At 61.7% G+C, this 19,942-nt stretch carries 19 protein-coding genes, 1 tRNA gene and 2 pseudogenes; 10 read left to right on the top strand and 12 right to left on the bottom strand.

All coding sequences use genetic code 11. The annotated features are described in order from the left end of the window. Positions 1-73 precede the first annotated feature (73 nt). A complete protein-coding gene (locus F3Y30_RS04505; RefSeq protein WP_203425333.1) occupies positions 74-838 on the bottom strand; it encodes an SDR family oxidoreductase in 765 nt (254 codons plus the stop codon). Positions 839-975: 137 nt separating this feature from the next. On the opposite strand from F3Y30_RS04505, the gene F3Y30_RS04500 reads away from it, so the two are divergent. After that, the gene (locus F3Y30_RS04500) at positions 976-1,884 is read left to right on the top strand and encodes a LysR family transcriptional regulator (protein ID WP_203425332.1); all 909 of its coding nucleotides are present in this window, start codon (positions 976-978) and stop codon (positions 1,882-1,884) included. A gap of 74 nt (positions 1,885-1,958) precedes the next feature. Here the strand turns inward: F3Y30_RS04500 and F3Y30_RS04495 are convergent, their stop codons facing one another. The 3 genes from F3Y30_RS04495 to F3Y30_RS04485 all read right to left on the bottom strand — a co-directional run bounded on the left by F3Y30_RS04495 (position 1,959) and on the right by F3Y30_RS04485 (position 3,910). Further along, the gene (locus tag F3Y30_RS04495) at positions 1,959-2,147 is read right to left on the bottom strand and encodes a hypothetical protein (protein ID WP_203425331.1); all 189 of its coding nucleotides are present in this window, start codon (positions 2,145-2,147) and stop codon (positions 1,959-1,961) included. Positions 2,148-2,252: 105 nt separating this feature from the next. Continuing rightward, the gene (locus tag F3Y30_RS04490) at positions 2,253-2,681 is read right to left on the bottom strand and encodes an RbsD/FucU domain-containing protein (protein ID WP_203426485.1); all 429 of its coding nucleotides are present in this window, start codon (positions 2,679-2,681) and stop codon (positions 2,253-2,255) included. Continuing rightward, on the bottom strand, positions 2,681-3,910 hold the full coding sequence (locus F3Y30_RS04485; protein ID WP_203425330.1) for an ROK family transcriptional regulator: 1,230 nt from the start codon (positions 3,908-3,910) through the stop codon (positions 2,681-2,683). Before F3Y30_RS04485 ends, F3Y30_RS04490 begins: the two co-directional genes overlap by 1 nt. A 278-nt stretch (positions 3,911-4,188) precedes the next feature. Between F3Y30_RS04485 and F3Y30_RS04480 the strand changes: the two genes are divergently transcribed. From F3Y30_RS04480 to pyrC, 5 genes and pseudogenes are all read left to right on the top strand, one after another. Continuing rightward, positions 4,189-5,214, top strand: a complete 1,026-nt coding sequence (locus F3Y30_RS04480; protein WP_203425329.1) for a sugar ABC transporter substrate-binding protein — start codon at positions 4,189-4,191, stop codon at positions 5,212-5,214. Between the two features lie 192 nt (positions 5,215-5,406). Further along, the gene (locus F3Y30_RS04475) at positions 5,407-6,489 is read left to right on the top strand and encodes an ABC transporter permease (RefSeq protein WP_203425328.1); all 1,083 of its coding nucleotides are present in this window, start codon (positions 5,407-5,409) and stop codon (positions 6,487-6,489) included. After that, a complete protein-coding gene (locus F3Y30_RS04470) occupies positions 6,489-7,271 on the top strand; it encodes an ATP-binding cassette domain-containing protein (protein WP_203425327.1) in 783 nt (260 codons plus the stop codon). The genes F3Y30_RS04475 and F3Y30_RS04470 overlap by 1 nt, the downstream gene beginning before the upstream one ends. Then, a pseudogene (locus F3Y30_RS04465) lies at positions 7,268-7,893 on the top strand (nucleoside/nucleotide kinase family protein). Before F3Y30_RS04470 ends, F3Y30_RS04465 begins: the two are co-directional and overlap by 4 nt. Positions 7,894-7,979: 86 nt before the next feature. Then, positions 7,980-9,020 (top strand): dihydroorotase, encoded by a 1,041-nt coding sequence (gene pyrC / locus F3Y30_RS04460; protein WP_203426484.1) that lies wholly within the window; start codon positions 7,980-7,982, stop codon positions 9,018-9,020. A gap of 10 nt (positions 9,021-9,030) precedes the next feature. Here the strand turns inward: pyrC and F3Y30_RS04455 are convergent, their stop codons facing one another. Beyond that, positions 9,031-9,795: a Crp/Fnr family transcriptional regulator gene (locus tag F3Y30_RS04455; protein WP_203425326.1), complete on the bottom strand. Its 765-nt coding sequence runs from the start codon at positions 9,793-9,795 to the stop codon at positions 9,031-9,033. A 221-nt stretch (positions 9,796-10,016) separates the two neighbouring features. On the opposite strand from F3Y30_RS04455, the gene F3Y30_RS04450 reads away from it, so the two are divergent. Next, positions 10,017-10,418, top strand: coding sequence for a hypothetical protein (locus F3Y30_RS04450; protein WP_203425325.1), 402 nt, complete (start codon positions 10,017-10,019; stop codon positions 10,416-10,418). Here the strand turns inward: F3Y30_RS04450 and F3Y30_RS04445 are convergent. Further along, positions 10,409-10,858, bottom strand: coding sequence for a DoxX family protein (locus F3Y30_RS04445; RefSeq protein ID WP_203425324.1), 450 nt, complete (start codon positions 10,856-10,858; stop codon positions 10,409-10,411). The two genes, F3Y30_RS04450 and F3Y30_RS04445, sit on opposite strands and share 10 nt — an antisense overlap. Before the next feature lie 232 nt (positions 10,859-11,090). Here F3Y30_RS04445 and F3Y30_RS04440 point away from each other — a divergent pair, with 232 nt between their 5' ends. After that, positions 11,091-11,375 (top strand): SelT/SelW/SelH family protein, encoded by a 285-nt coding sequence (locus tag F3Y30_RS04440; protein WP_203425323.1) that lies wholly within the window; start codon positions 11,091-11,093, stop codon positions 11,373-11,375. Between the two features lie 58 nt (positions 11,376-11,433). Here F3Y30_RS04440 and F3Y30_RS04435 read toward each other — a convergent pair whose 3' ends face one another. Next, positions 11,434-11,829, bottom strand: coding sequence for a BA14K family protein (locus F3Y30_RS04435; RefSeq protein ID WP_203425322.1), 396 nt, complete (start codon positions 11,827-11,829; stop codon positions 11,434-11,436). Between the two features lie 236 nt (positions 11,830-12,065). Between F3Y30_RS04435 and F3Y30_RS04430 the strand changes: the two are divergent. Next, positions 12,066-13,498, top strand: a pseudogene (locus tag F3Y30_RS04430) (phosphomannomutase). Positions 13,499-13,578: 80 nt separating this feature from the next. Next, positions 13,579-13,663 (top strand) — tRNA-Leu (locus F3Y30_RS04425). Between the two features lie 401 nt (positions 13,664-14,064). Here the strand turns inward: F3Y30_RS04425 and F3Y30_RS04420 are convergent. The 5 genes from F3Y30_RS04420 to F3Y30_RS04400 form a co-directional block, all read right to left on the bottom strand. Beyond that, entirely contained in the window at positions 14,065-15,240 is a 1,176-nt protein-coding gene (locus tag F3Y30_RS04420) for a glycosyltransferase (RefSeq protein ID WP_203425321.1), read from the bottom strand. Beyond that, entirely contained in the window at positions 15,237-16,478 is a 1,242-nt protein-coding gene (locus F3Y30_RS04415) for a glycosyltransferase (RefSeq protein ID WP_203425320.1), read from the bottom strand. Before F3Y30_RS04415 ends, F3Y30_RS04420 begins: the two co-directional genes overlap by 4 nt. A gap of 11 nt (positions 16,479-16,489) precedes the next feature. Further along, positions 16,490-17,698 carry a glycosyltransferase family protein gene (locus F3Y30_RS04410; protein WP_203425319.1) on the bottom strand — a complete coding sequence of 403 codons (1,209 nt, stop codon included), beginning with the start codon at positions 17,696-17,698 and terminating at the stop codon, positions 16,490-16,492. A gap of 73 nt (positions 17,699-17,771) precedes the next feature. Beyond that, positions 17,772-18,947, bottom strand: a complete 1,176-nt coding sequence (locus F3Y30_RS04405; protein ID WP_203425318.1) for an ABC transporter permease — start codon at positions 18,945-18,947, stop codon at positions 17,772-17,774. After that, positions 18,944-19,942 (bottom strand): ABC transporter permease, encoded by a 999-nt coding sequence (locus tag F3Y30_RS04400; protein ID WP_203425317.1) that lies wholly within the window; start codon positions 19,940-19,942, stop codon positions 18,944-18,946. Before F3Y30_RS04400 ends, F3Y30_RS04405 begins: the two co-directional genes overlap by 4 nt.

Genomic DNA, 19,942 nt, shown 5'->3' with positions numbered 1-19,942 from the left:
TGCGGAAACGGGCGGCCTCGGCCGCCCGTTCCTGTTTTGGGAGACTAGTGTTTCCAAGCGTGGAGGGCTTCCCTCAGGTCCGGGTGATCGAGATGCCACCATCGACCAGCGAGGCCGTGCCGGTAACGAAGGCCGCGTCGTCGGAAGCGAGATAGAGCACTGAACGTGCCAGTTCCTCGGGAGCGGCGACACGCTTCAGGGCGTGAAGGTTGGTGATGAAGGACTGGGATTCCGCCGTGTTGTTCTTCTCACGATACATCGCGGTATCGACGGCTCCAGGAAGAATTGCGTTCACGCGAATACCCTTCGGCCCATATTCGGCGGCGAGTGCCTGCGTCAGCCCGATCAGCCCTGCCTTGCTTGCCGCATAGGCGGCGACACCGGGAAAGGCGAAGCTGTAGCCGACGAACGTCGATGTGAAGATCACCGAGCCCCCGCCCTGCTTTTCCATTTCGGCAATCTGGTGCTTGGCGCCGAGGAACGAACCCGTGAGGTTGATCGCGATGGCATCGTTCCACCCCTCTTCGGAGACTCCCGTGCTGGGGCCGCCCTCGCCGAGCGTCCCGGCATTGTTGAAGGCGATGTCGAGCCGGCCGTAGGTCTTTGCGGCGAGTTCCACCAACGCCTTGGCATATTCCTCGGAACGTACGTCGCCGGAGAGAGCGACAGCCTCGCCGCCGGCTGCCCTGATTTCCGCCACGAGTTCATCAAGCTCGCCCTGCCGGCGAGCGCCAACGACGAGTTTCGCGCCTTCGGCTACGAACAGCTTGGCCGTTGCCCGGCCGATCCCGGCACTGGCGCCGGTGACGATTGCTACCTTTCCATTGAGACGTGACATGCTCGTATCCTCTTCGGTTGGGGTGGAGGCGCCGTCGTGGCCCTCACTTCCGCCCCTTGTTGAAAACGAATATGGCGCATTCCATTCGTTCGGATTAGTCTGAGAATTCGAGAACTGCTTTCCGGATTTTCCGAACAATGATGAAACTCGACGCAATCCTCTGTTTCGTTGCCATCGCGGAATCGGGTTCAATCAGCGAAGCGGCCCGGCGGCTGCGACTATCGAAATCCGTCGTCAGCGAGAGACTGGCCGACCTGGAAGTGGAACTCGGCACCGTCCTTCTTCATCGCACGACGCGCAAACTCACGCTGACGGAAGACGGTGAGGCATTTCTGACGCGCGCGAACCGCATAGCCCGGGAAGTCTCCGACGCCACGTCCGACATTGCGGAACGCCGCGGCATGCTTATCGGACCGTTGAGGATATCCGCCCCCGTCACCTTCGGCCGCCTGCATCTCGGGCCTGCACTCTACCCGTTCCTGGCAAAGTATCCACAGATCGAGATGACGCTCGATCTCGACGATCGGCGGGTCGACGTAAGTTCAGGAGGTTACGACGCCGTCATCCGGAACGGCCCGATCCCCGACTCTCGCCTGATGGCGTGGCGCCTGGCGCCGAGCCGACGGGTTCTCGTTGCTGCACCCGATTATGTCCAGCGAAACGGCGCGCCGGCGACACTCGAAGAACTGGATGGTCACAGGGGCATTTTCTACACGAACCGCGGCGTGGCGGACTGGCGTTTCACCAATGTGGAAGGCGCGCGCGAAACGATCGTGGTGCGCGGCCGGCTGGCTCTCGGCCTCAACAATGGAGACATGATCAGGGACGCGGCAATTGCCGGTCTCGGCATCGCCCTGCTGCCCATGTTCATCGCAGGCCCTGCGATCCGCGAAGGTGCACTGAAGGTGGTCGATATCGGCGTGCGTCCCGAAGACGAGTTCATCTACATGGCACACCCGGACGGACGGAACCCCTCTGCGAAGCTTCGTGCCCTGGCAGAACATCTTCGCGCGGCTTTCGGCACGCCTCCCTATTGGGAGCTTTGAGCCGACGAGACCCCGAACAAAGAGCCCGGCTGGAACTGCCAGCCGGGCGAGGCGGGGAGGATTCGCGAAACCGGTTAATCGCAGATACGGATGCGCTTGACGATCAGATTGCCGTAAAAATCGTAGGTGCGGATTTTTTTGACGTAGCAATAAACCTGGTGCCCGGGCTCGCTGGAATAGCCGTAGTAACCGGCTTTCGAAGGAACTGCGAACGATACGGCGAAAACTCCAAGGGCCGCGGCGAGGAGGATGAACTTGCGCATCAGGGTCTCTCCTGTTCAGTTCCCGAATGGTCGGTTCCATCCGGCAAGCAGGATTTTCGCACCTTACCAAGGGCGAGGCTGTTCCGCGGGGAACAGGGAGAGCTGTCAGGGATAGATCACGCCCTTGCGCAAGATCACATTGGCATAGAGCCGCGGCTCGCTCGTCTGGACCACCGTATGGGCCGCGCGCACGCGCGGATAGAAATCACCTCCCAGAAGCGGCACGACGGCCATTCCGGGCGCAAGCCGCGCGCAGCTCGAGATGATCTCCCGATGAACGGGATCGAGCAGGTCCCGATCCTGCTTGACGGTCGAGCGGAATATCGCCTCGGGGACGAAGTCGTCGATCGGCAGGACGCTCATGATGGCCTCGAGGACGGGGATCAGAGGCACGCCGTCGAGGCGGATGAGACGTCGCGCGTGCTCGAGGCCCGGATAGTTCCCGTCCACGATTGCTATCTCATCGCCATGACCCATGGCTCTCAGGGTGAAGAGCAACTCCGGGCTCAGTATCGGATCTATTCCCTTCAGCATCATGCGAGCTCCTTGAAGAGGACGTTCTGGTCGAGAAGGTAGCGTGCGAAGAGGGGCAGGCTGGCCCCGCCGAGCGCGCGGGCCCTGCTGCCGGCTTCGCCCTCGAGAATCTCAGGCATCGACACGCCCTGAAGGTCGTGCGCATCGAGTGCGGCACGCGCAGCCGCGACGATGCGGACGCGGACCCATGGCGGGAATCCGCCATCGATGACGGCGGCAGAGAAATCGATGACCGAGGCGGCCGCAATCACTGCCTGGGCAAGTGCGGCGCCCGCATCCTGTATCCAGATTTCCAGCGGTTCGCCGAAGTCGATCCAGTCGTCGGGAGAATACCACAACGGTTGGGGGTCGATGCCGTGGGCGCGCAGCAGGTTCTCAAGTACGAAGATGGATGCAATCTTCAGAAGCTGGACGGTCTTGCCGTCGCGTCTCTGGACCGGCAACGACCCTACGGCACCTGCCGTTCCCGTTCGGCCGGAGAAGAGCGCCGAGTTCAGCACCACGCCGCCACCGATGAACGACCCTATGAAGAAATAGATGAAATCCGGGTAACGCTGGCCAAGGCCGAAGACGAGTTCCGCGCCACAGGCGCTGGTGGCATCGTTCTGCAGGAATACGGGATAGGAAATGCGGGAAGCGACTTCCTGCCGGAGATCGATGCCGTGCCACTGGTCCATTGCGGCCTTGGGTGCCCCCACCTCCTCCGCCCAGTTCCACAACTCGAAGGGAGCCGCAATGCCAACTCCGGCGATGCGCTGGCGCTCCTCGGGCGTCAGGCGGCTTTCCAGCTCGGCTATCCCGCTCGTAATGAACTCCAGGATCTCTTTGGGCATGGGATAGGCATAGATCCGGCGCACCTCGAACCTGACACGGCCGACGAAATCCATCAGGACGAGGTCTGCGCTCCGCCGTCCGATCTTGACGCCGAAGGAATAGACCGCATCCGCATTCAGCCTCATCGGCACGGAGGGTTGTCCGACCTTGCCGCGCATCGGCTCTCCGCGGTCAAGCAGCCCATCCGCCTCGAGCGATCGCATGATGACAGTGACGGTCTGGGCCGAAAGGCCGCTGCGGCGCGCAATTTCGGCCTTGGAAAGCTCGCCATGCCGCCGGACGAGCGACATCACGAGCCTCTCGTTGTAGGCGCGCACGCGAATCTGGTTCGCTCCTCCCGTTGCGTCCAGAACAACCGCCGACGCGCCCTGCGCCGGTCCGGCTACCTCCGCCATGCCAGTCTCCTCCCGAAGCCCATCGAGGCTTTCATTCGAGCGTTTCCGGTCGCCACCAGACCCCGGCGGCAAAACTTCCAACGCTCCAGGCTATGCCCTGTTTACGCGCAGCATGCCACATTTGATTAATAATTCAATTCGATTTATTTATTGACAGACTTCCACATTGATGGTTCTCTGAAAACGGAAGCACGATCGGACGCGGTGGAATTGCCGCCCGCTCATGTCTCCGGGCAACCGAGAGGAAGGTGCCCACTCTTGTCCCTTGGGAGGATTACATGAAGAAGACTATTGTTTCCGCCGCTCTTGGCGCGCTGGCGCTTGGCGCCGCATATGCGACCCCGGCATCGGCTGCCGACGTGTCCGCCTGCCTGATCACGAAGACTGATACCAATCCATTTTTCGTCAAGATGAAGGAAGGCGCCACCGCCAAGGCACAGGAACTCGGCGTTACGCTGAAGGCCTATGCCGGCAAGGTCGACGGTGACTCCGAAAGCCAGGTCGCAGCGATCGAAACGTGCATCGCCGATGGTGCCAAGGGGATCCTGATTGCCGCATCCGACACCAAGGGCATCGTTCCATCGGTCCAGAAGGCACGGGAAGCGGGCCTGCTCGTCATCGCGCTCGACACGCCGCTCGAGCCGGTCGATTCGGCTGACATGACCTTCGCCACGGACAACCTGCTCGCCGGCAAGCTGATCGGTCAGTGGGCAGCAGCAACGCTTGGCGATGCAGCGAAGGACGCTCGCATCGCATTCCTCGACCTGACACCCTCGCAGCCCTCCGTCGACGTACTGCGCGACCAGGGCTTCATGATCGGCTTCGGCATCGATCCCAAGGATCCCAATAAGATCGGCGACGAGGACGATCCGCGCATCGTCGGCCATGACATCACAAACGGCAACGAGGAAGGCGGTCGCGCCGCCATGGAAAACCTTCTCCAGAAGGATCCTTCCATCACCGTCGTTCACACGATCAACGAACCGGCTGCAGCCGGCGCCTATGAGGCGCTGAAGGCCGTCGGCAAGGAAAAGGACGTGCTGATCGTTTCGGTCGACGGCGGTTGCCCGGGCGTCAAGAACGTCGCCGAGGGTGTGATCGGCGCCACCTCGCAGCAATATCCGCTGATGATGGCGGCACTCGGCATCGAGGCGATCAAGAAATTCGCTGATACCGGCGAAAAGCCGGCTGCGACGGAAGGCAAGAACTTCTTCGACACGGGCGTCGCGCTCGTGACCGACAAGCCGGCTACCGGCGTCGAATCGATCGACACGAAGGCCGGCACCGACAAGTGCTGGGGCTGAGAAGGCCGACCGGCGCATTCTGACACTGGAGGGCGGCCCCGGCCGCCCTTCGCATAGACGCAGACGGCTTTGACAAAGTGCACGAAACATGCGCTGCTTTCAAAGCTGATGCCGTACCGGACATTCAGCATCCGGGACGCACCAACTGGCACAGCCACCCCTCGGGAGCGGGGTTCAGTCGGAGGAAATCCCATGAGCGAGCCTCAAGCCGCCGCGCATCCGCATCACGATTATGAAAAGGTCCTGTCGGGGAGTTCGACGCAGGTCGCATCCTTCGACACGCACGATAAGACGCCTCTTCAAAAGTTCCAGCACTTCCTGCATTCGAGTCCGGCAGCCGTGCCGTTGATCGTTCTTGTTCTCTCGCTGGCCATATTCGGCACCATCCTCGGCGGCAAGTTCTTCTCGGCCTTCTCCCTCACGCTCATCCTGCAGCAGGTGGCGATCGTCGGCATGGTCGGGGCGGCTCAGACACTCGTGATCCTGACCGCCGGCATCGATCTGTCGGTCGGCGCGATCATGGTGCTTTCTTCCGTCGTCATGGGGCAGTTCACGTTCCGCTATGGCCTGCCGCCCGTCATGTCGGTCGCCTGCGGTCTCGCGGTAGGCGCAATCTGCGGCTACATCAACGGCGTCCTCGTCGCTCGCATGAAGCTGCCGCCGTTCATCGTCACGCTCGGCATGTGGCAGATCATTCTCGCGTCGAACTTCCTCTACTCGGCCAACGAGACAATCCGTGGCCAAGACATCGCCCAGCAGGCGCCGATCCTGCAGTTCTTCGGCCAGAATATCCGCTTCGGAAGCGCCGTGTTCACCTACGGAGCGATCGCGATGGTGCTCCTTGTCGGCCTGCTCTGGTACGTGTTGAACCGTACGGCATGGGGCCGACATGTCTATGCGGTGGGAGACGACCCGGACGCGGCAGAGCTCGCAGGCGTTAACGTCAAGGGCATGCTCATCTCGGTCTACACGCTCTCCGGCCTCATCTGCGCGCTTGCCGGCTGGGCCCTCATCGGACGCATCGGCTCGGTGTCGCCCACGGCAGGACAGTTCGCCAACATCGAATCCATCACCGCAGTGGTGATCGGCGGCATCTCGCTGTTCGGCGGCCGCGGTTCGATCCTCGGCATGCTTTTCGGCGCTCTCATCGTTGGCGTGTTCTCGCTCGGCCTGCGCCTGATCGGAACCGACCCGCAATGGACCTATCTGCTAATCGGCATGCTCATCATCACCGCCGTCGCAATCGATCAATGGATCAGAAAGGTAGCAGGCTGATGGCTCAGGAACCCATTCTCACCGCGCGCAACCTCGTCAAGCGCTACGGGCGGGTTACCGCTCTCGACCACGCCGACTTCGACCTGTACCCCGGTGAAATCCTGGCGGTGATCGGCGACAACGGCGCCGGCAAGTCGACCCTGATCAAGGCCATCTCCGGCGCGGTCACGCCGGACGAAGGTGAGATCCGCATCGACGGCTCGCCGGTCCATTTCCGCTCGCCGATCGAGGCACGGAAGGCCGGTATCGAGACGGTCTACCAAAACCTCGCACTGTCTCCTGCCCTGTCCATAGCGGACAACCTGTTCCTCGGGCGGGAGCTGCGCAAACCGGGGTTCATGGGCAAGTGGCTTCGCAAGCTCGACCGCACCGCCATGGAGAAATTTTCCCGCGAGAAGCTGACCGAACTTGGGCTCATGACCATCCAGAACATCAACCAGGCGGTAGAAACGCTTTCCGGCGGACAGCGGCAGGGCGTCGCCGTGGCACGCGCGGCGGCCTTCGGGTCCAAGGTAATCATCCTGGACGAGCCGACGGCAGCCCTCGGCGTGAAGGAGAGCCGACGCGTGCTCGAGCTCATTCTCGACGTTCGCCGGAGAGGCATCCCGATTGTCCTCATCTCCCACAACATGCCGCACGTGTTCGAGGTCGCGGACAGGATTCACATCCACCGCCTCGGCAGCCGCCTCTGTGTCATCAATCCGAAGGAATATACGATGTCCGACGCGGTCGCCTTCATGACCGGAGCGAAGGAAGCACCAAAGGAATTGTTGGCAGCATGAGCATGACAGCAGCACAGATAGCGGAGGAAATCATTCGGCGGGCCACTGGTGCCCGCCGTTTCGTCGCGGGGATTGCCGGTCCCCGGGTGCGGGAAAATCGACGCTCGCCGAGGCGTTGCGCGATGAGCTGCTGCGCCAGGGCGAAACGGCCGAAGTGCTTCCCATGGACGGCTTCCATATGGACAACGGGATCCTGGAGGAACGCGGCCTTCTTCCCCGCAAGGGTGCGCCGGAGACCTTCGATGTCCGAGGCTTCGTCGATATCGTCAATGCCGTGCGCAAGGGCGATCAGGAGGTGCTGGTCCCCGTCTTCGATCGCTCGCGCGAGATCGCCATCGCCTCGGCGCGTGCGATCGCGCCGGATACGAGGTTCGTGCTTGCCGAAGGCAACTATCTCCTGCTCAACGAAGCGCCCTGGACTGCGCTTGAAGACAGCTTCGACGTCACCGTTCTTGTCGCCCCCTCTTTCGACGTACTCAGGGAACGTCTGCGGCAGCGCTGGGTGCACTACGGTCTCGATGAAGAGGGTATCGCCTGGAAGCTCGACGGCAACGATCTTCCGAACGGCCGGCGCATTCTCGAAAATTCCCGACCGGCTGACATACAAATCGACAGTTTCTGAGGCCTTGCCGTTGTTCTGCGACGGAGGTTGGTGTTATCGCATCCGTCGACCACGCTTGCGGAGACATCGCCATGAACGACCTGCCGATCACCGAACTCACCCTGCGGCGCCCGGACGACTGGCATCTGCATCTGCGCGACGGCGAAATGCTGAAAGGCGTGATCGCCGACAGCAGCAGGCATTTCGCGCGGGCGATCATCATGCCAAATCTGGTGCCGCCCGTCGTTACGACCGAGGACGCGGCCGCCTATCGAGAGCGCATTGTCGCGGCACTGCCGGCGGCTGACCGTTTCCAGCCACTGATGACGCTCTACCTCACCGAACACACCGATCCCGATGATGTCGAGAAGGGAAAGCAGAGCGGCCTCATCACTGCGGTCAAGCTGTATCCCGCGGGCGCCACGACCAACTCCCACAGCGGGGTTCGCGACATGGAAAAAGCCATGCCGGTGCTGGAGCGCATGGCGAAGATCGGCCTGCCCCTATGCGTGCACGGGGAAGTGACATCGCCTGAAGTCGACATTTTCGATCGCGAGGCCGTGTTCATCGAGACTGTTCTCGATCCGCTGCGCCGGCGGTTGCCTGAGCTCAGGATCACCATGGAGCATGTCACCACGCAGGACGGCATCGACTACATCAAATCCTCCAAGGCCAATCTTGCCGGCTCGATTACGACCCATCACCTGATCATCAACCGGAATGCCATTCTGGTCGGCGGTATCCGCCCGCACTACTATTGCCTGCCGGTGGCCAAGCGCGAGTCCCACCGCGTTGCGCTGCGCGCTGCGGCGATCTCCGGCGACCCGCGCTTCTTCCTGGGCACCGATTCCGCGCCTCACGTCGATCCGCTGAAGGAGTGCGCCTGTGGCTGCGCCGGCATCTACTCGTCGCTGAATACCTTGAGCTGCCTGGCCCACGTCTTCGAAGAGGAAGGCGCTCTCGACAAGTTCGAGGCATTCACCTCCTTGAACGGACCAGCCTGGTACGGTCTGCCTGCCAACGAGGAAACGATAACCCTCGTGCGCCGCGCCGAGCCGATCGAATTTCCGCCGAAGAGGATGACCGGCGCAGGTTCCGTCACTGTCTTCGATCCGATGTTCCCGCTGCACTGGGACGTCGTTTCGTAAGTCTGGACTTTCAGATGAAGGGTCGCTTCTTCTCCTTCACGCCTTCCCAGCGCGAGAGGCGAAGCAGACCTTCCGGATCAAGCACTTCGCAGCCGCGGTCCAGCCAGCGGATGAGCCCGCCCTGTGCCAGTTTGCGCAGCGTCTTGTTGGTATGAACGAGCGACAGCCCCAGCGTGTCGGCGACGTGCTGCTGGGTAATGGGGATGACTCTCTTCGAGTCCGTGACCATGCCGACCGCCTCGGCCTTGATTTTGAGGAACGAAATGAGGTAGGCGGTTCGCTCGACGGCCGAGCGGCGACCGATGCTGAGCAGGTTCTCGTCGAGAATTCGCTCCTCGTGTGCGGCGATCCAGGTCAGATCGTAGGCAAGCGAAGGATGCTTTTCGAACAGGCTTTCGAGCTTGGACCGCTCGAAAACGCACAGCGTGACGGCAGAGAGCGCCTCGACTGAATGATCCATCTCGCCCATCAGACCGCCCTGCAGGCCCACGAGGTCGCCCGGGAGCACAAAATTCAGGATCTGCCTGCGACCGTCGGACAGCAGTTTGTAGCGAAAGCCCCATCCGCCGAGCACCGTGAAGATGTGGGCGCTGTGCGTGCCTTCCACCAATATGGTCGCGCCGCGATCGACAGAGAGCTCCCCTGTCTTGAACCCCGATACGAAATCGAGTTCCGGCTTGGTGAAGTCCCGGAAATAGTGGAGTGATCTCAACGGACACTGCGTGCAGGGGGTCCGCCATTTGGTGGCGGTGCGAGATGATGCTGGTGCCGTCATGACCCGCCTCCTGTGCCTCGGCGGAGCCGCTCACTCCCACTTTCCCCCATAGGTTTCGCTCTCCGACAGACCCGCATTCAGCGTCAATGCCGAAGATCCGAACATGTTCCGTCAAGTGACAAGGCTATGTCATTTTTAAATGACACTTGGGGCTCGCAGGCCCACATATGTCCGCTTGAGCCGGCGAGCAGCACGGCTTCGAATGCGGAGAATGCGTCGACATGAATGGAAGTCTCCCCCACATTCTGATCGTCGAGGGAGAGTACCTCATAGCCCTCGACGCCGAATACCAGATCAAGGCTGCAATGGACTGCCGTGTCTCGGTCATGCGGCTGGAGCAGGTGGACGAGCAGCGCGACCTGGATCTCAGGACCGTCGATCTCTGCCTGATGGACCTGCCGCTCGATCCGTCGCCTGCGCTGCGCCGCGCCCGGCGTTTGCTGGACCTCGACGTGACGATGCTGTTTACCACCGTCTGCGAATCACACCGCGCGGGTGTTGCGGGCTTCGAGAAAATTCCGATCGTGATGAAGCCCTACAACGGTGACCATTTACGCGACACCGTTGCAGAGGCAACAAAACGCGAGGGCTCGAAAACCCCTGCGACGAGAGGTCAGAACTGACGTCCAAGCTTGGCGTCCACCGACTGGCTGTTGGCCCCGCGGATCGCAAAGAAGAGAGTGATCGCAGCCCACAGAATCGACTTTTCGGCACCGCCGAGGCCCTCAGCCTTCACGATCCAGTGGAAGTAGATGGTAACGGCTAGCACGATGGTGGTGGCGACAGCAGCCGGCCGCGTCAGCAGCCCGAGCGCCAGGAGAATGCCGCCGAAGAACTCCGTTGCGGCAAGAAGCGGCGACCAGAACACACCCGGATAGAAGCCGAGACTTTCCACCATGCCGACCGCGCCGAAGGGGTTGATGATCTTGCCGTAGCCATGCGTGACAAGAAGCAGGCCGGCGACGACGCGCAGCAAGGTTTCAGCGCTCTCGCCGAGCGCGCCATAAAGCCCGCCGAGCGAGGGCAGGATCAGCCGCGGGCGAGCATTGCTCAGTTCGGACATTTCTCTTCCTTCCAGAAAGTATGTTGCAATGCGGCATTCTCTTTTACCAACCCCTCGCGCAATCAAGGCGGTGACCGATAAAAGCTTATGAAATCAGCTGACATTTCCGTGAGAACGCGTGACTTGCCGAGCGCGCTTTCAATGCCGGATGTCTGGTGTAGGATGGCGCAGTCGTGACCGGCTGCATGCCTGGCCGCATCGAAAACCCGGAAATCCAGACAGGAATCTGCCAATGACCGCCGAGAAGCCGCGTGTTTCCATTCTCTACTGCACCCAGTGCAACTGGCTGCTACGCGCCGCCTGGATGGCACAAGAGCTTCTTTCAACCTTCTCGGACAGCCTGGGCGAGGTCTCGCTCATTCCCGGGACAGGCGGAAATTTCGAGATTCGCGTCAACGGCGAAATCGTCTGGGAACGCAAGCGCAACGGTGGATTTCCCGGCCCGAAGGAGCTCAAGCAGTGCATCCGCGACGTCATCGAGCCGGGGCGGGATCTCGGGCACACCGACAGGACATAAAGGTGAGAGGCGGGCTTTCGGCCCGCCTCTCCTTTCTGTCCGACCATTCTCGTCGGCGTCAGCGATAGGGCGAAATGCAGACCGGATAGACGCCACCCCCCGCGTGGTAGCGGTTCGTCTCCGGATTGTACGTGCGATATCGATTGAGGCACCACTGCACGTGGGAGCTATAGCCACCATAGGCCGGCGGCCTGTAGTATCCCGGGGCGTAGTATGGGCGATAGTAGGGCCGGTAAGGGCGGTAGTACGGCCGGTAATAGGGGCGGTAGTACGCCGGACCGGTATTCCAGCATCGATAGGCGTTGCAAACGACGCGAGCCTTCACCACATCGCGCCCCGCCTCGATCTTCACATCGGGGGCGGCGAGCGGGAGAGCTTGGGCAGGCGTGAAAGCAGGGATAGCGGCAGCGACGGTCATCGCGGACCCAAAGACAAGATTGCGTATGCTCGACATTACAGATCCTCTTAATTTCGAGCGGGAGAATCTCCCATTGGCGTCCCTCGTTCCATTACGTTCACTCTTTTTGTTTTATTCATGGTCGCCGCGACAGGATTGTAGGCCTTCGCGCTTGAAACTATGACGAAAACCGGTGTGTCAACAGTGGCAGGCAGACGGCGCTGAGGAGGACCGAGGATTGATCCTTTCTCCCCGCGCCCCATCTTTCCGTCGACACCTTAGGAGACGAGACATTGAGCCTCAAGTTCGGCACAAGCGGCCTTCGCGGCCTTTCCGTTGACCTCGAAGGCCCGGCAACGGCGCTGTATGCCACGGCGTTTGCGCGGCATCTGCTCGCCCGCGGTATCGCCAAGCCGGGCGACACGATACTCGTCGGCCGGGACTTCCGCGAGTCCAGCCCGGCGATCAGCGCAATCGCCATCGGTGCTTTGCGGGCGGCGGGTTTCGAGGCGCTTGATTGCGGCGCGGTTCCGACCCCTGCCCTTGCGCTTTCGGGACTTGCGCGCGGTGCGGCGAGCCTCATGGTGACCGGCTCGCACATCCCCGCGGATCGCAACGGGATCAAGTTCTACCGTCCGGACGGTGAAATCGACAAGGACGACGAGAAAGCGATAACGGCGATAGCGGATGCGATACGCCCAGAGGGCATGGCCTTGAATGTTCGACCGGAGACCGCTCCGGATGGCCGACAGGAGACGGAAGCGCTGTTCCTCGCCCGGGTCACGGGGATCCTCGGTGAAAACGCGCTGGCAGGGCTGAGGATCGGCGTGTACCAGCACAGCACGGTGGCGCGCGACCTGTTCATGACCGTACTCGCCCACTTCGGCGCCGAAACCGTGGCGCTCGGACGGTCGGACGTCTTCATTCCAGTCGACACTGAAGCGGTATCGCCGGAGACGATCGTACGCCTGAGGGAATGGGCGACCACGCAGAAGCTCGATGCCATCGTCTCGGCGGACGGGGACGGCGACAGACCGCTCGTCGCCGATGAGACGGGCACGCCGCTCCGTGGCGATCTCCTGGGGCTCATTGCCGCCGGATTCCTCGGCGCGGCGGTGGTGGTGACACCGGTAACCTCGAATTCGGGGATTGAAGCGGCCGGTCGGTATCGGGTGATGCGGACGCAGGTCGGGTCGCCCTTCGTGATCGCGGGCATGCAGGCGGAAGTCCAGTCCGGCAGGCAGGGCGTCATGGGGTTTGAGGCCAATGGCGGAACGCTGACCGCATCCCCGTTCACCGTCAACGGCAACGTCCTTTCGCCACTGCCGACTCGCGACAGTTTTCTGCCGGTCCTGGCAGCGCTCGCGCTTGCGGCCCGCAGAGGGCAATCCCTCTCCTACATCGCGTCGTCCTTCGGCCTGCCGGTGGCAGCCGGAGACCGTCTTGAGAATTTCCCGGTCGAGACGAGCGCGGCGCTTATGAGGCACCTGCGCTCCGGTAGTGAGGCGCTCGCCAGCTTCCTCGCCCCATCGGCGTACCCGCCGAGACAAGCGACGTGGACGGCCTGCGCGTGACACTGGAGGATCACCGAATCATCCACTTCCGACCATCAGGAAATGCGCCCGAAATGCGCTGCTATGTGGAGGCACGGGACGAGACAGCGGCAAAGGCACTGCTCGCGCAAGGACTTAAGCTCATCACAGAGTGGGCTGCGGGCAAGAAATAGAAGAATTCTCGCCCGCCATGGTGAAAACTTCAAAATGCCTGTTGACACCGGGCGGGGAGCCCCTTACATGCCGGTCCGTCGCCCAGATGGCGGAATTGGTAGACGCGCAGGTTTCAGGTACCTGTGCCGCGAGGCGTGGAGGTTCGAGTCCTCTTCTGGGCACCATTTCCTATTGATCACTGCCAGATCAATATCCTGATTTTTCCATATGCTGTTACCAGACGCCCTTTGGCGTCCTGTGCCGACGGACCGTCGGATGGGGCAGCGCGGGTTTCTACTCACTTCGGAAATCGGTATCTCAAGATCAGTGGGAAGCCACTGGCGTCGAATGGTTGCTCGATTCAGACGCCTGGCGGGTCTTGCGAACGAAGGGGCAGCCTGCTGGGCCGCCGTTGCAGGTTGCCTGCACCAGGTCTCCTGGATTCGACACGCTGCCTGCGCTTATCCCGCGGCAATGTGAACAAACTCACGGCAGGAAGTAGAACGATCGCAGCAATCGGATGTGCGCCAGCCGCATCGGGCCGACAATGGCCCGGCTGTCGAGGGTTACCGTCGACCGGTGTCTGCTACGCCCGGCCGATCAGTTCGCGCAGGATCGACGCCGTGTTGTGGGCGCCTTCGAGTTCCAGCAGAACTTCGCACGGGGAATCGGTCGCCAGCGCAGAGCGAATTGCCTCGGCCATCGCGGGGCCGGACAAGCCATCTTCCTTCAAGACCCTCGCCAGGCCCAGTCGCTGCAGGCGTTCGGCCCGCACGGTTTGTTCGGTCTCACCGCCTGCCGCGAACGGAACCAGCAGCGACCGGCAACCGGCACGCAAGATGTCGCAGACCGTATTGTATCCGGCCTGAGATATGGAAAGCTGCGCGCCGGCGAGGAGGCTTGCAAAGTCCGTGCGGAACCGTACGAGGCTGACGCCGGACGGTGCCTCGTCGGCAAGGCTCTCGAAATCTTCCTTCGGGAGATTGGGGCCGGCAATCATGCACCATCGACCGGTAGCACCGAGGAGGCGGTAAGCATCCAGCGCGCCGCGGATCAGCGAAGCGCCGACGGCACCGCCACCGGCAGACACGATCACGTCGAAATTCTCGGCGGGCGATGGCGGCGGCGGGGGAGCGACCAGGCCGGTATAGACGACCTTGTCGCCAATCTCCGCCGCGAGCGGGAATGTATCCTCAAGGCGCACGAAGGTCGGATCGCCATGGACCAGAACCCGGTCGAAATGCCGCTTCACCAGTGCAACGGTCTCCTCGTCGCGGCCGGGTTTGCTGCGCTCCTGCAGGATGTCCCTCAGCGAGGTGACCAGGAGCGGTCTCGGCCGGCTCTTCTCGATTGCGTCGAGAAGCGGCAGAAGCTCAAAGCGGACCTGCCGCCTGCCGAATGGAAAAGCCTCCACGATGACGATATCCGGGCTGCAATCGTGGAAGGCCTCGAGCAAAAGGCCGGCGCGGTTCTTCATGAAAGCTTCGTCGACGGCAACGCCTTCGGACGTCACCAGCCCCGAGAAACCGGCATCGCCGACAGCGACAGGCGGCAGCATGACATGGTGCACCCCCGGTCCGGGAAAGCCCTGCACCGGCATGCCCCCCGTCACGATCGTCACATCGAATCCGTCCGCATGAAGCGCTTCGGAGATGCGGCTCGCCCGTGCGAGGTGGCCGATGCCAAGCAGGTGCTGAACGTAAAACAGAACGCGCGGCGCCGCGGCGCCTGGGAGGGTCGTGTCTCCTTGCGGCGTCGTCATGTGCGGCTCCACTCCGCATGAAACAGCGTACGAAGCTGGCCGATGCTCGATACATGGTCGAAGTCGTTTCGAACCCTTGCCTCCGCCGCGTCCCCGAGGCGCACGCGCAGCTGCGGATCGCGGATTGCCGTTTCGAGCGCCGTCGCCATCGCTTGCGGCTGCTCCGGCGGCACGAGCAAACCATTCTCACGATCCGTAAAGAGCTCCGGAATGCCGGAAATGTCTGTAGCCACGCAGGCAAGGCGCTGGCTCGCCGCCTCCACCAGCACGTTCGGCAAGCCGTCCCGATCGCCGTCGTCGGTGACGCGACAGGCCATCACGAAGAGATCCGCCTGGCGGTAGTGCTCGAGCACGTCCTTCTGGTCGAGCGCGCCCTTCCATGTCACCCGATCGGCGATACCGAGCTCGCGGGCGAGCGCCTGCAGCTTCGGCAACTGTTCCCCACCCCCGATATGCTCGAACCGCCAGTTGATTTCAGATGGCAGGAGCGCAAGGGACTTCATCAGGTAGTCGAAGCCCTTCTTGCTGACGGCACGGCCGACGCTGAGAATTCTCACCGGATCGTTCGGATCAGAACCGTCGCGAAGCGAATGCCTCTCGGTGAAAGGTGGGAAGCGGTCGAGGTCCAGACCGTGATAGCTCAGGTGTACGTCGCCCTTGCCGCCGGCCAGCATCTTCAGATGATCAAAACCGGTGCGCGTGCATGTGACCACCCAGCGAGCACTCGCGAGCTTGCCGGCGAGCTCCCAATCCTGCGACGTCCATATGTCCTTCGCATGGGCCGAGACGGTCCAGGGAATATCGGCGATCTGGCTCGCATAGGCCGCGACGGATGCAGGGGTGTGAATGAAATGAGCGTGCAGCCAGTGCGCATCGCCCGGCCACTCCGCAACGAGCACCGCCGCCTGGCCGAAGCGCCGGAAGCGATTGCGGCTGACATCGCGCTTGAGATCGGCAAGGAAGGAGCGAAAAGCCTTGCGGAAGCCGGCTTTCTTTCGCACGGCAAGCAGCGCCTTCAGTACCCGGATCGGCTCCTGGTGCAGATATTCCGGCAGGTAGTGAACCGGGGCACGGATTTCATCGTGGATGGGATGGCGCTTCTTGTCCGTGGGCCGCCGCATGGCGACGAGCTCAAGTTCGAAGCCCGCCTTTTCCAGGCCCAGAAGCTCCTGGGCAATGAAGGTTTCGGACAGGCGCGGGTATCCTTTGAGAAGGACAACTACCTTGCGATTCTGCATTGCGGCCTGCTTTATCCTGTTGCCGTGGAGGCATCCTGCATTTCGTCGGATTCGAGCCAGGTTCCGACGATGCGGGAGATGTTGGAGAGGCCATCAAGCTCGAGCCTCTGCCCACTGGCAGAAGGCGCGGCCCGACCGAGCAAGGCCTTCAGCGCGGCGGCCATGCGAGCCGGATCGTCCGCCTCTTCGGGCAGAAGCATGTCGACGAATCCCATCTCGGAAGCCCTTCGCGCCCGGATCAGTTGCTCCATGCGCGGAATCAGCCTCGGAACGATCAAGGCCGGCTTGTCGAAAGACAGGATCTCGCAGAAGGTGTTGTAGCCTCCCATGGACACCACAGCCTCCGCGCCGGCGATCAAGTCCTCCATGCGGGAATCGAACTCGATTATCTCGACCTGCGGAAGGGAGGCGGCACTCTGGCTGAAGCGCTGCCGCTGTTCGCTCGGCATGTAAGGCCCGAGAACGATGAGAACCTTCTGCGTCAGGGTCTTGTCGTGATGATAGGCGTTGATGACATTGTCGATCAGATCCGCGCCGTCACCTCCGCCACCGGTGGTGGCGAGAATGTACTTCTCCTTCGGCCGATGGGACTGAAGCTCGTTCTGCGCGGTGCTGCGCTGGAGGAAGCCGATGAAATCCATCCTTCCCCGCACCGATTGCGGCACGTCGAGCCCCTTCAGTGGATCGTGAAAATCCTCCGGACCATAGACCCAGACGTGATCGAAGAACCGATCGATCTTCTTCACCACACCGCCGCGCCTCCATTCGGCCTCGAGCAAATGCGGGGCGTCCATGACATCGCGCAGGCCAAGCACAAGTCGCGTGCCCTGGCGCTGGAGATAGGAAAGCGTTTCCTCGACTTCGCCGCGCAGGCCCATAGGCTCCTTGTCGACGATGAAGATATCCGGCTGGAAGGTTTCGGCGGTGTGCCGGATGATCGAACGGCGCATCTTCAGCGTTTCCTGAAGATCGATGTGCTGGTCGAGCGAGGTGTAGTCGCCGTCGCGCAGCTTGATCACGCTCGGGATCTTCACGAAATCCACGCGCGTTCGATAGTCGAACGCGCCTGCGATCGTGGCTCCGGAAATGATCAGTACGTTGAGGCCACGGTAGTCCTCGACCAACGAATGCGCGATCGTCCGGCATCGTCTCAGATGACCGAGGCCGAAGGAATCGTGGCTGTACATGAGGATGCGGGCATCCTTCAGTGGGCGTAGCATGTGTTAAAACCTCGCAGCGTAGACGCTCGCACCTGCTTGACGATGAATGCTCTTACGCACGCTTCATTCCACTTCACTTAAGGGGGTCGGCGGCATCCCTCAATCCATCTCCCAGGAAATTGAATGCCAGGATCACAAGAATCACCGGAATCGTGGGCAACAACAGCCACGGATAGAGCGCGATCGTGTTGACGCTGCGCGCCTCGGTCAGAAGAATGCCCCAGCTGGTGATCGGCGGTCGCAGGCCGAGGCCGAGGAAGCTGAGCGCGGTTTCGCCGAGAATCATCCCTGGGATTGTCAGCGTTACCGATGCGATGAGATGGGACATGAAGCCGGGGATCAGGTGGTGGGCGATGATCCGCTTGCTGCTCGCACCCATGAGCTGCGCGGCGAGAACGTAGTCCTCTTCTCGCAGCGACAACAGCTTCGATCGGACGGCACGCGCAAGACCGGTCCAGTCGAGAAGGCCGAGGATGATCGTTATGCCGAGATAGACGAGTATCGGGCTCCAGGTGACAGGCATGATCGCGGCAAGCGCAAGCCAGAGCGGAATACTCGGAATGGACTGCAACACCTCGATCACACGCTGCACGACCATGTCGAAAATGCCGCCGTGGTAGCCGGCGAAACCACCGATCACGATGCCAAGGACGAAACTCATCGCAACGCCCAGGATGCCGATTGTGAGCGAAATGCGCGCACCATAGATGATGCGGGACAGCACATCGCGCCCCAATCGGTCCGTGCCGAGCAGGAACATCTGTCCGTCGACTGCGGGGCAAACGAGATGCAAGTTGGCGTCAAAAAGGCCCCAGAAGCGATATCCATCCCCCCGGCAGAAGAAGCGAAGCGGTTGAATATCGGACGTATTGTCCGTGTACACCCGCTGGAGGTTCTCCATGTTCAACGTCATCTCGCGCCCATAAACGAACGGACCTACGAAGCTTCCCTCATGGAAAAGACGCACCCTCTGGGGTGGGGAATAGATGAAATCTATGTGCCGCGTGTGAAGATTGTATGGCGCGAGAAACTCTGCAACCACGATCATCAGGTACATCGCGACCAGGAAGATACCGGAAATCAACGCTACCCGGTGGCGCTTGAACTTCCACCACATCAGCTGCAGCTGGGAGGCCTGGCTGAACCGGCTCTGGGTGGCGGCACTTGATTCCGTCAGATACGGATCGAAAGGTGCCGAAGAGACAAAGTGCCCGAGTGGCGCGCCCGGTTCAGGAAGTGGAGTCTTCATTTGGTGCTGCCTCCGCCGAGCCGGATGCGGGGATCGAGAATGGCAAGTGCAATGTCGGACACCAGCACGCCGATCACCGTCAGGAAGGCCAGGAACATGAGGAAGGAACCGGCAAGATACATGTCCTGACTTTGGAGCGCCCGGATCAGCATGGGGCCGGTCGTCTCCAGCGACAGGACGATCGCGGTTATTTCAGCACCCGAGATCACCGAAGGCAGGATGGATCCTATATCGGAGATGAAGAAGTTGAGCGCCATGCGCAACGGATACTTCACCAGGACGCGAAACGGATGCAGCCCCTTGGCCCGGGCCGTGACCACGTACTGCTTGTTCATCTCGTCGAGAAGATTGGCCCTCAGCCTCCGCACCATGCCCGCCGTTCCCGCCGTGCCGATGATCAGCACCGGGATCCAGAGATGCTCGAGAATGGACTTGAACTTGTCCCAGCTCATCGGAGCGCCGAGATACTCCCTGTCCATGAGATGGCCGATCGAGGTCCCGAACCACATGTTGGCGAAATACATCAGGAGCAGCGCGAGCATGAAGTTCGGAACGGCAATGCCGATGAGGCCGAGGAGGGTCAGCCCGTAGTCGCCCCAGCTATACTGATGGGTCGCCGAATAGATGCCGATCGGAAACGCAAGGATCCAGGTGACGACGATGGTGACGAACGAGACCATCACCGTCAGCCATAGGCGATCGCCGACCACATCGCTCACCGGCATCTGATACTCGAAGGAGTAGCCGAAATCCCCCACCATCATGCCGCCGACCCAGTGGAGGTAGCGTATTGGCGCGGGCTGATCGAAGCCATAGCGGGAACGCAGCGCCTCGATCTCGGCCATGTCGGCGGATTCGCCCACCGCGCGCAGCTCGGCGACGTAGCTCTCGAAATAGTCACCCGGCGGCAACTCGATGATCGTGAAAACGAGCACCGAGATCAGGAACAGGGTCGGCACCATCATCGCGATGCGCCACAGCATATATCGCAGCAT

Source organism: Sinorhizobium sp. BG8 (assembly GCF_016864555.1).
Classification (GTDB): domain Bacteria; phylum Pseudomonadota; class Alphaproteobacteria; order Rhizobiales; family Rhizobiaceae; genus BG8.
The sequence above is the reverse complement of the archived record's forward strand: the minus strand, read 5'-3'. Positions and strand labels throughout refer to the sequence as shown.

Coding starts and splice junctions, on each gene's coding strand:
- F3Y30_RS04450 (WP_203425325.1), top strand. CDS start 10,017: ATGAATGGAAGTCTCCCCCACATTCTGATCGTCGAGGGAGAGTACCTC.
- F3Y30_RS04415 (WP_203425320.1), bottom strand. CDS start 16,478: ATGCAGAATCGCAAGGTAGTTGTCCTTCTCAAAGGATACCCGCGCCTG.
- F3Y30_RS04440 (WP_203425323.1), top strand. CDS start 11,091: ATGACCGCCGAGAAGCCGCGTGTTTCCATTCTCTACTGCACCCAGTGC.
- F3Y30_RS04480 (WP_203425329.1), top strand. CDS start 4,189: ATGAAGAAGACTATTGTTTCCGCCGCTCTTGGCGCGCTGGCGCTTGGC.
- F3Y30_RS04475 (WP_203425328.1), top strand. CDS start 5,407: ATGAGCGAGCCTCAAGCCGCCGCGCATCCGCATCACGATTATGAAAAG.
- F3Y30_RS04470 (WP_203425327.1), top strand. CDS start 6,489: ATGGCTCAGGAACCCATTCTCACCGCGCGCAACCTCGTCAAGCGCTAC.
- F3Y30_RS04495 (WP_203425331.1), bottom strand. CDS start 2,147: ATGCGCAAGTTCATCCTCCTCGCCGCGGCCCTTGGAGTTTTCGCCGTA.
- F3Y30_RS04410 (WP_203425319.1), bottom strand. CDS start 17,698: ATGCTACGCCCACTGAAGGATGCCCGCATCCTCATGTACAGCCACGAT.
- F3Y30_RS04405 (WP_203425318.1), bottom strand. CDS start 18,947: ATGAAGACTCCACTTCCTGAACCGGGCGCGCCACTCGGGCACTTTGTC.
- F3Y30_RS04485 (WP_203425330.1), bottom strand. CDS start 3,910: ATGGCGGAGGTAGCCGGACCGGCGCAGGGCGCGTCGGCGGTTGTTCTG.
- F3Y30_RS04455 (WP_203425326.1), bottom strand. CDS start 9,795: ATGACGGCACCAGCATCATCTCGCACCGCCACCAAATGGCGGACCCCC.
- F3Y30_RS04400 (WP_203425317.1), bottom strand. CDS start 19,942: ATGCTGCGATATATGCTGTGGCGCATCGCGATGATGGTGCCGACCCTG.
- F3Y30_RS04490 (WP_203426485.1), bottom strand. CDS start 2,681: ATGCTGAAGGGAATAGATCCGATACTGAGCCCGGAGTTGCTCTTCACC.
- F3Y30_RS04435 (WP_203425322.1), bottom strand. CDS start 11,829: ATGTCGAGCATACGCAATCTTGTCTTTGGGTCCGCGATGACCGTCGCT.
- F3Y30_RS04445 (WP_203425324.1), bottom strand. CDS start 10,858: ATGTCCGAACTGAGCAATGCTCGCCCGCGGCTGATCCTGCCCTCGCTC.
- F3Y30_RS04505 (WP_203425333.1), bottom strand. CDS start 838: ATGTCACGTCTCAATGGAAAGGTAGCAATCGTCACCGGCGCCAGTGCC.
- F3Y30_RS04420 (WP_203425321.1), bottom strand. CDS start 15,240: ATGACGACGCCGCAAGGAGACACGACCCTCCCAGGCGCCGCGGCGCCG.
- F3Y30_RS04500 (WP_203425332.1), top strand. CDS start 976: ATGATGAAACTCGACGCAATCCTCTGTTTCGTTGCCATCGCGGAATCG.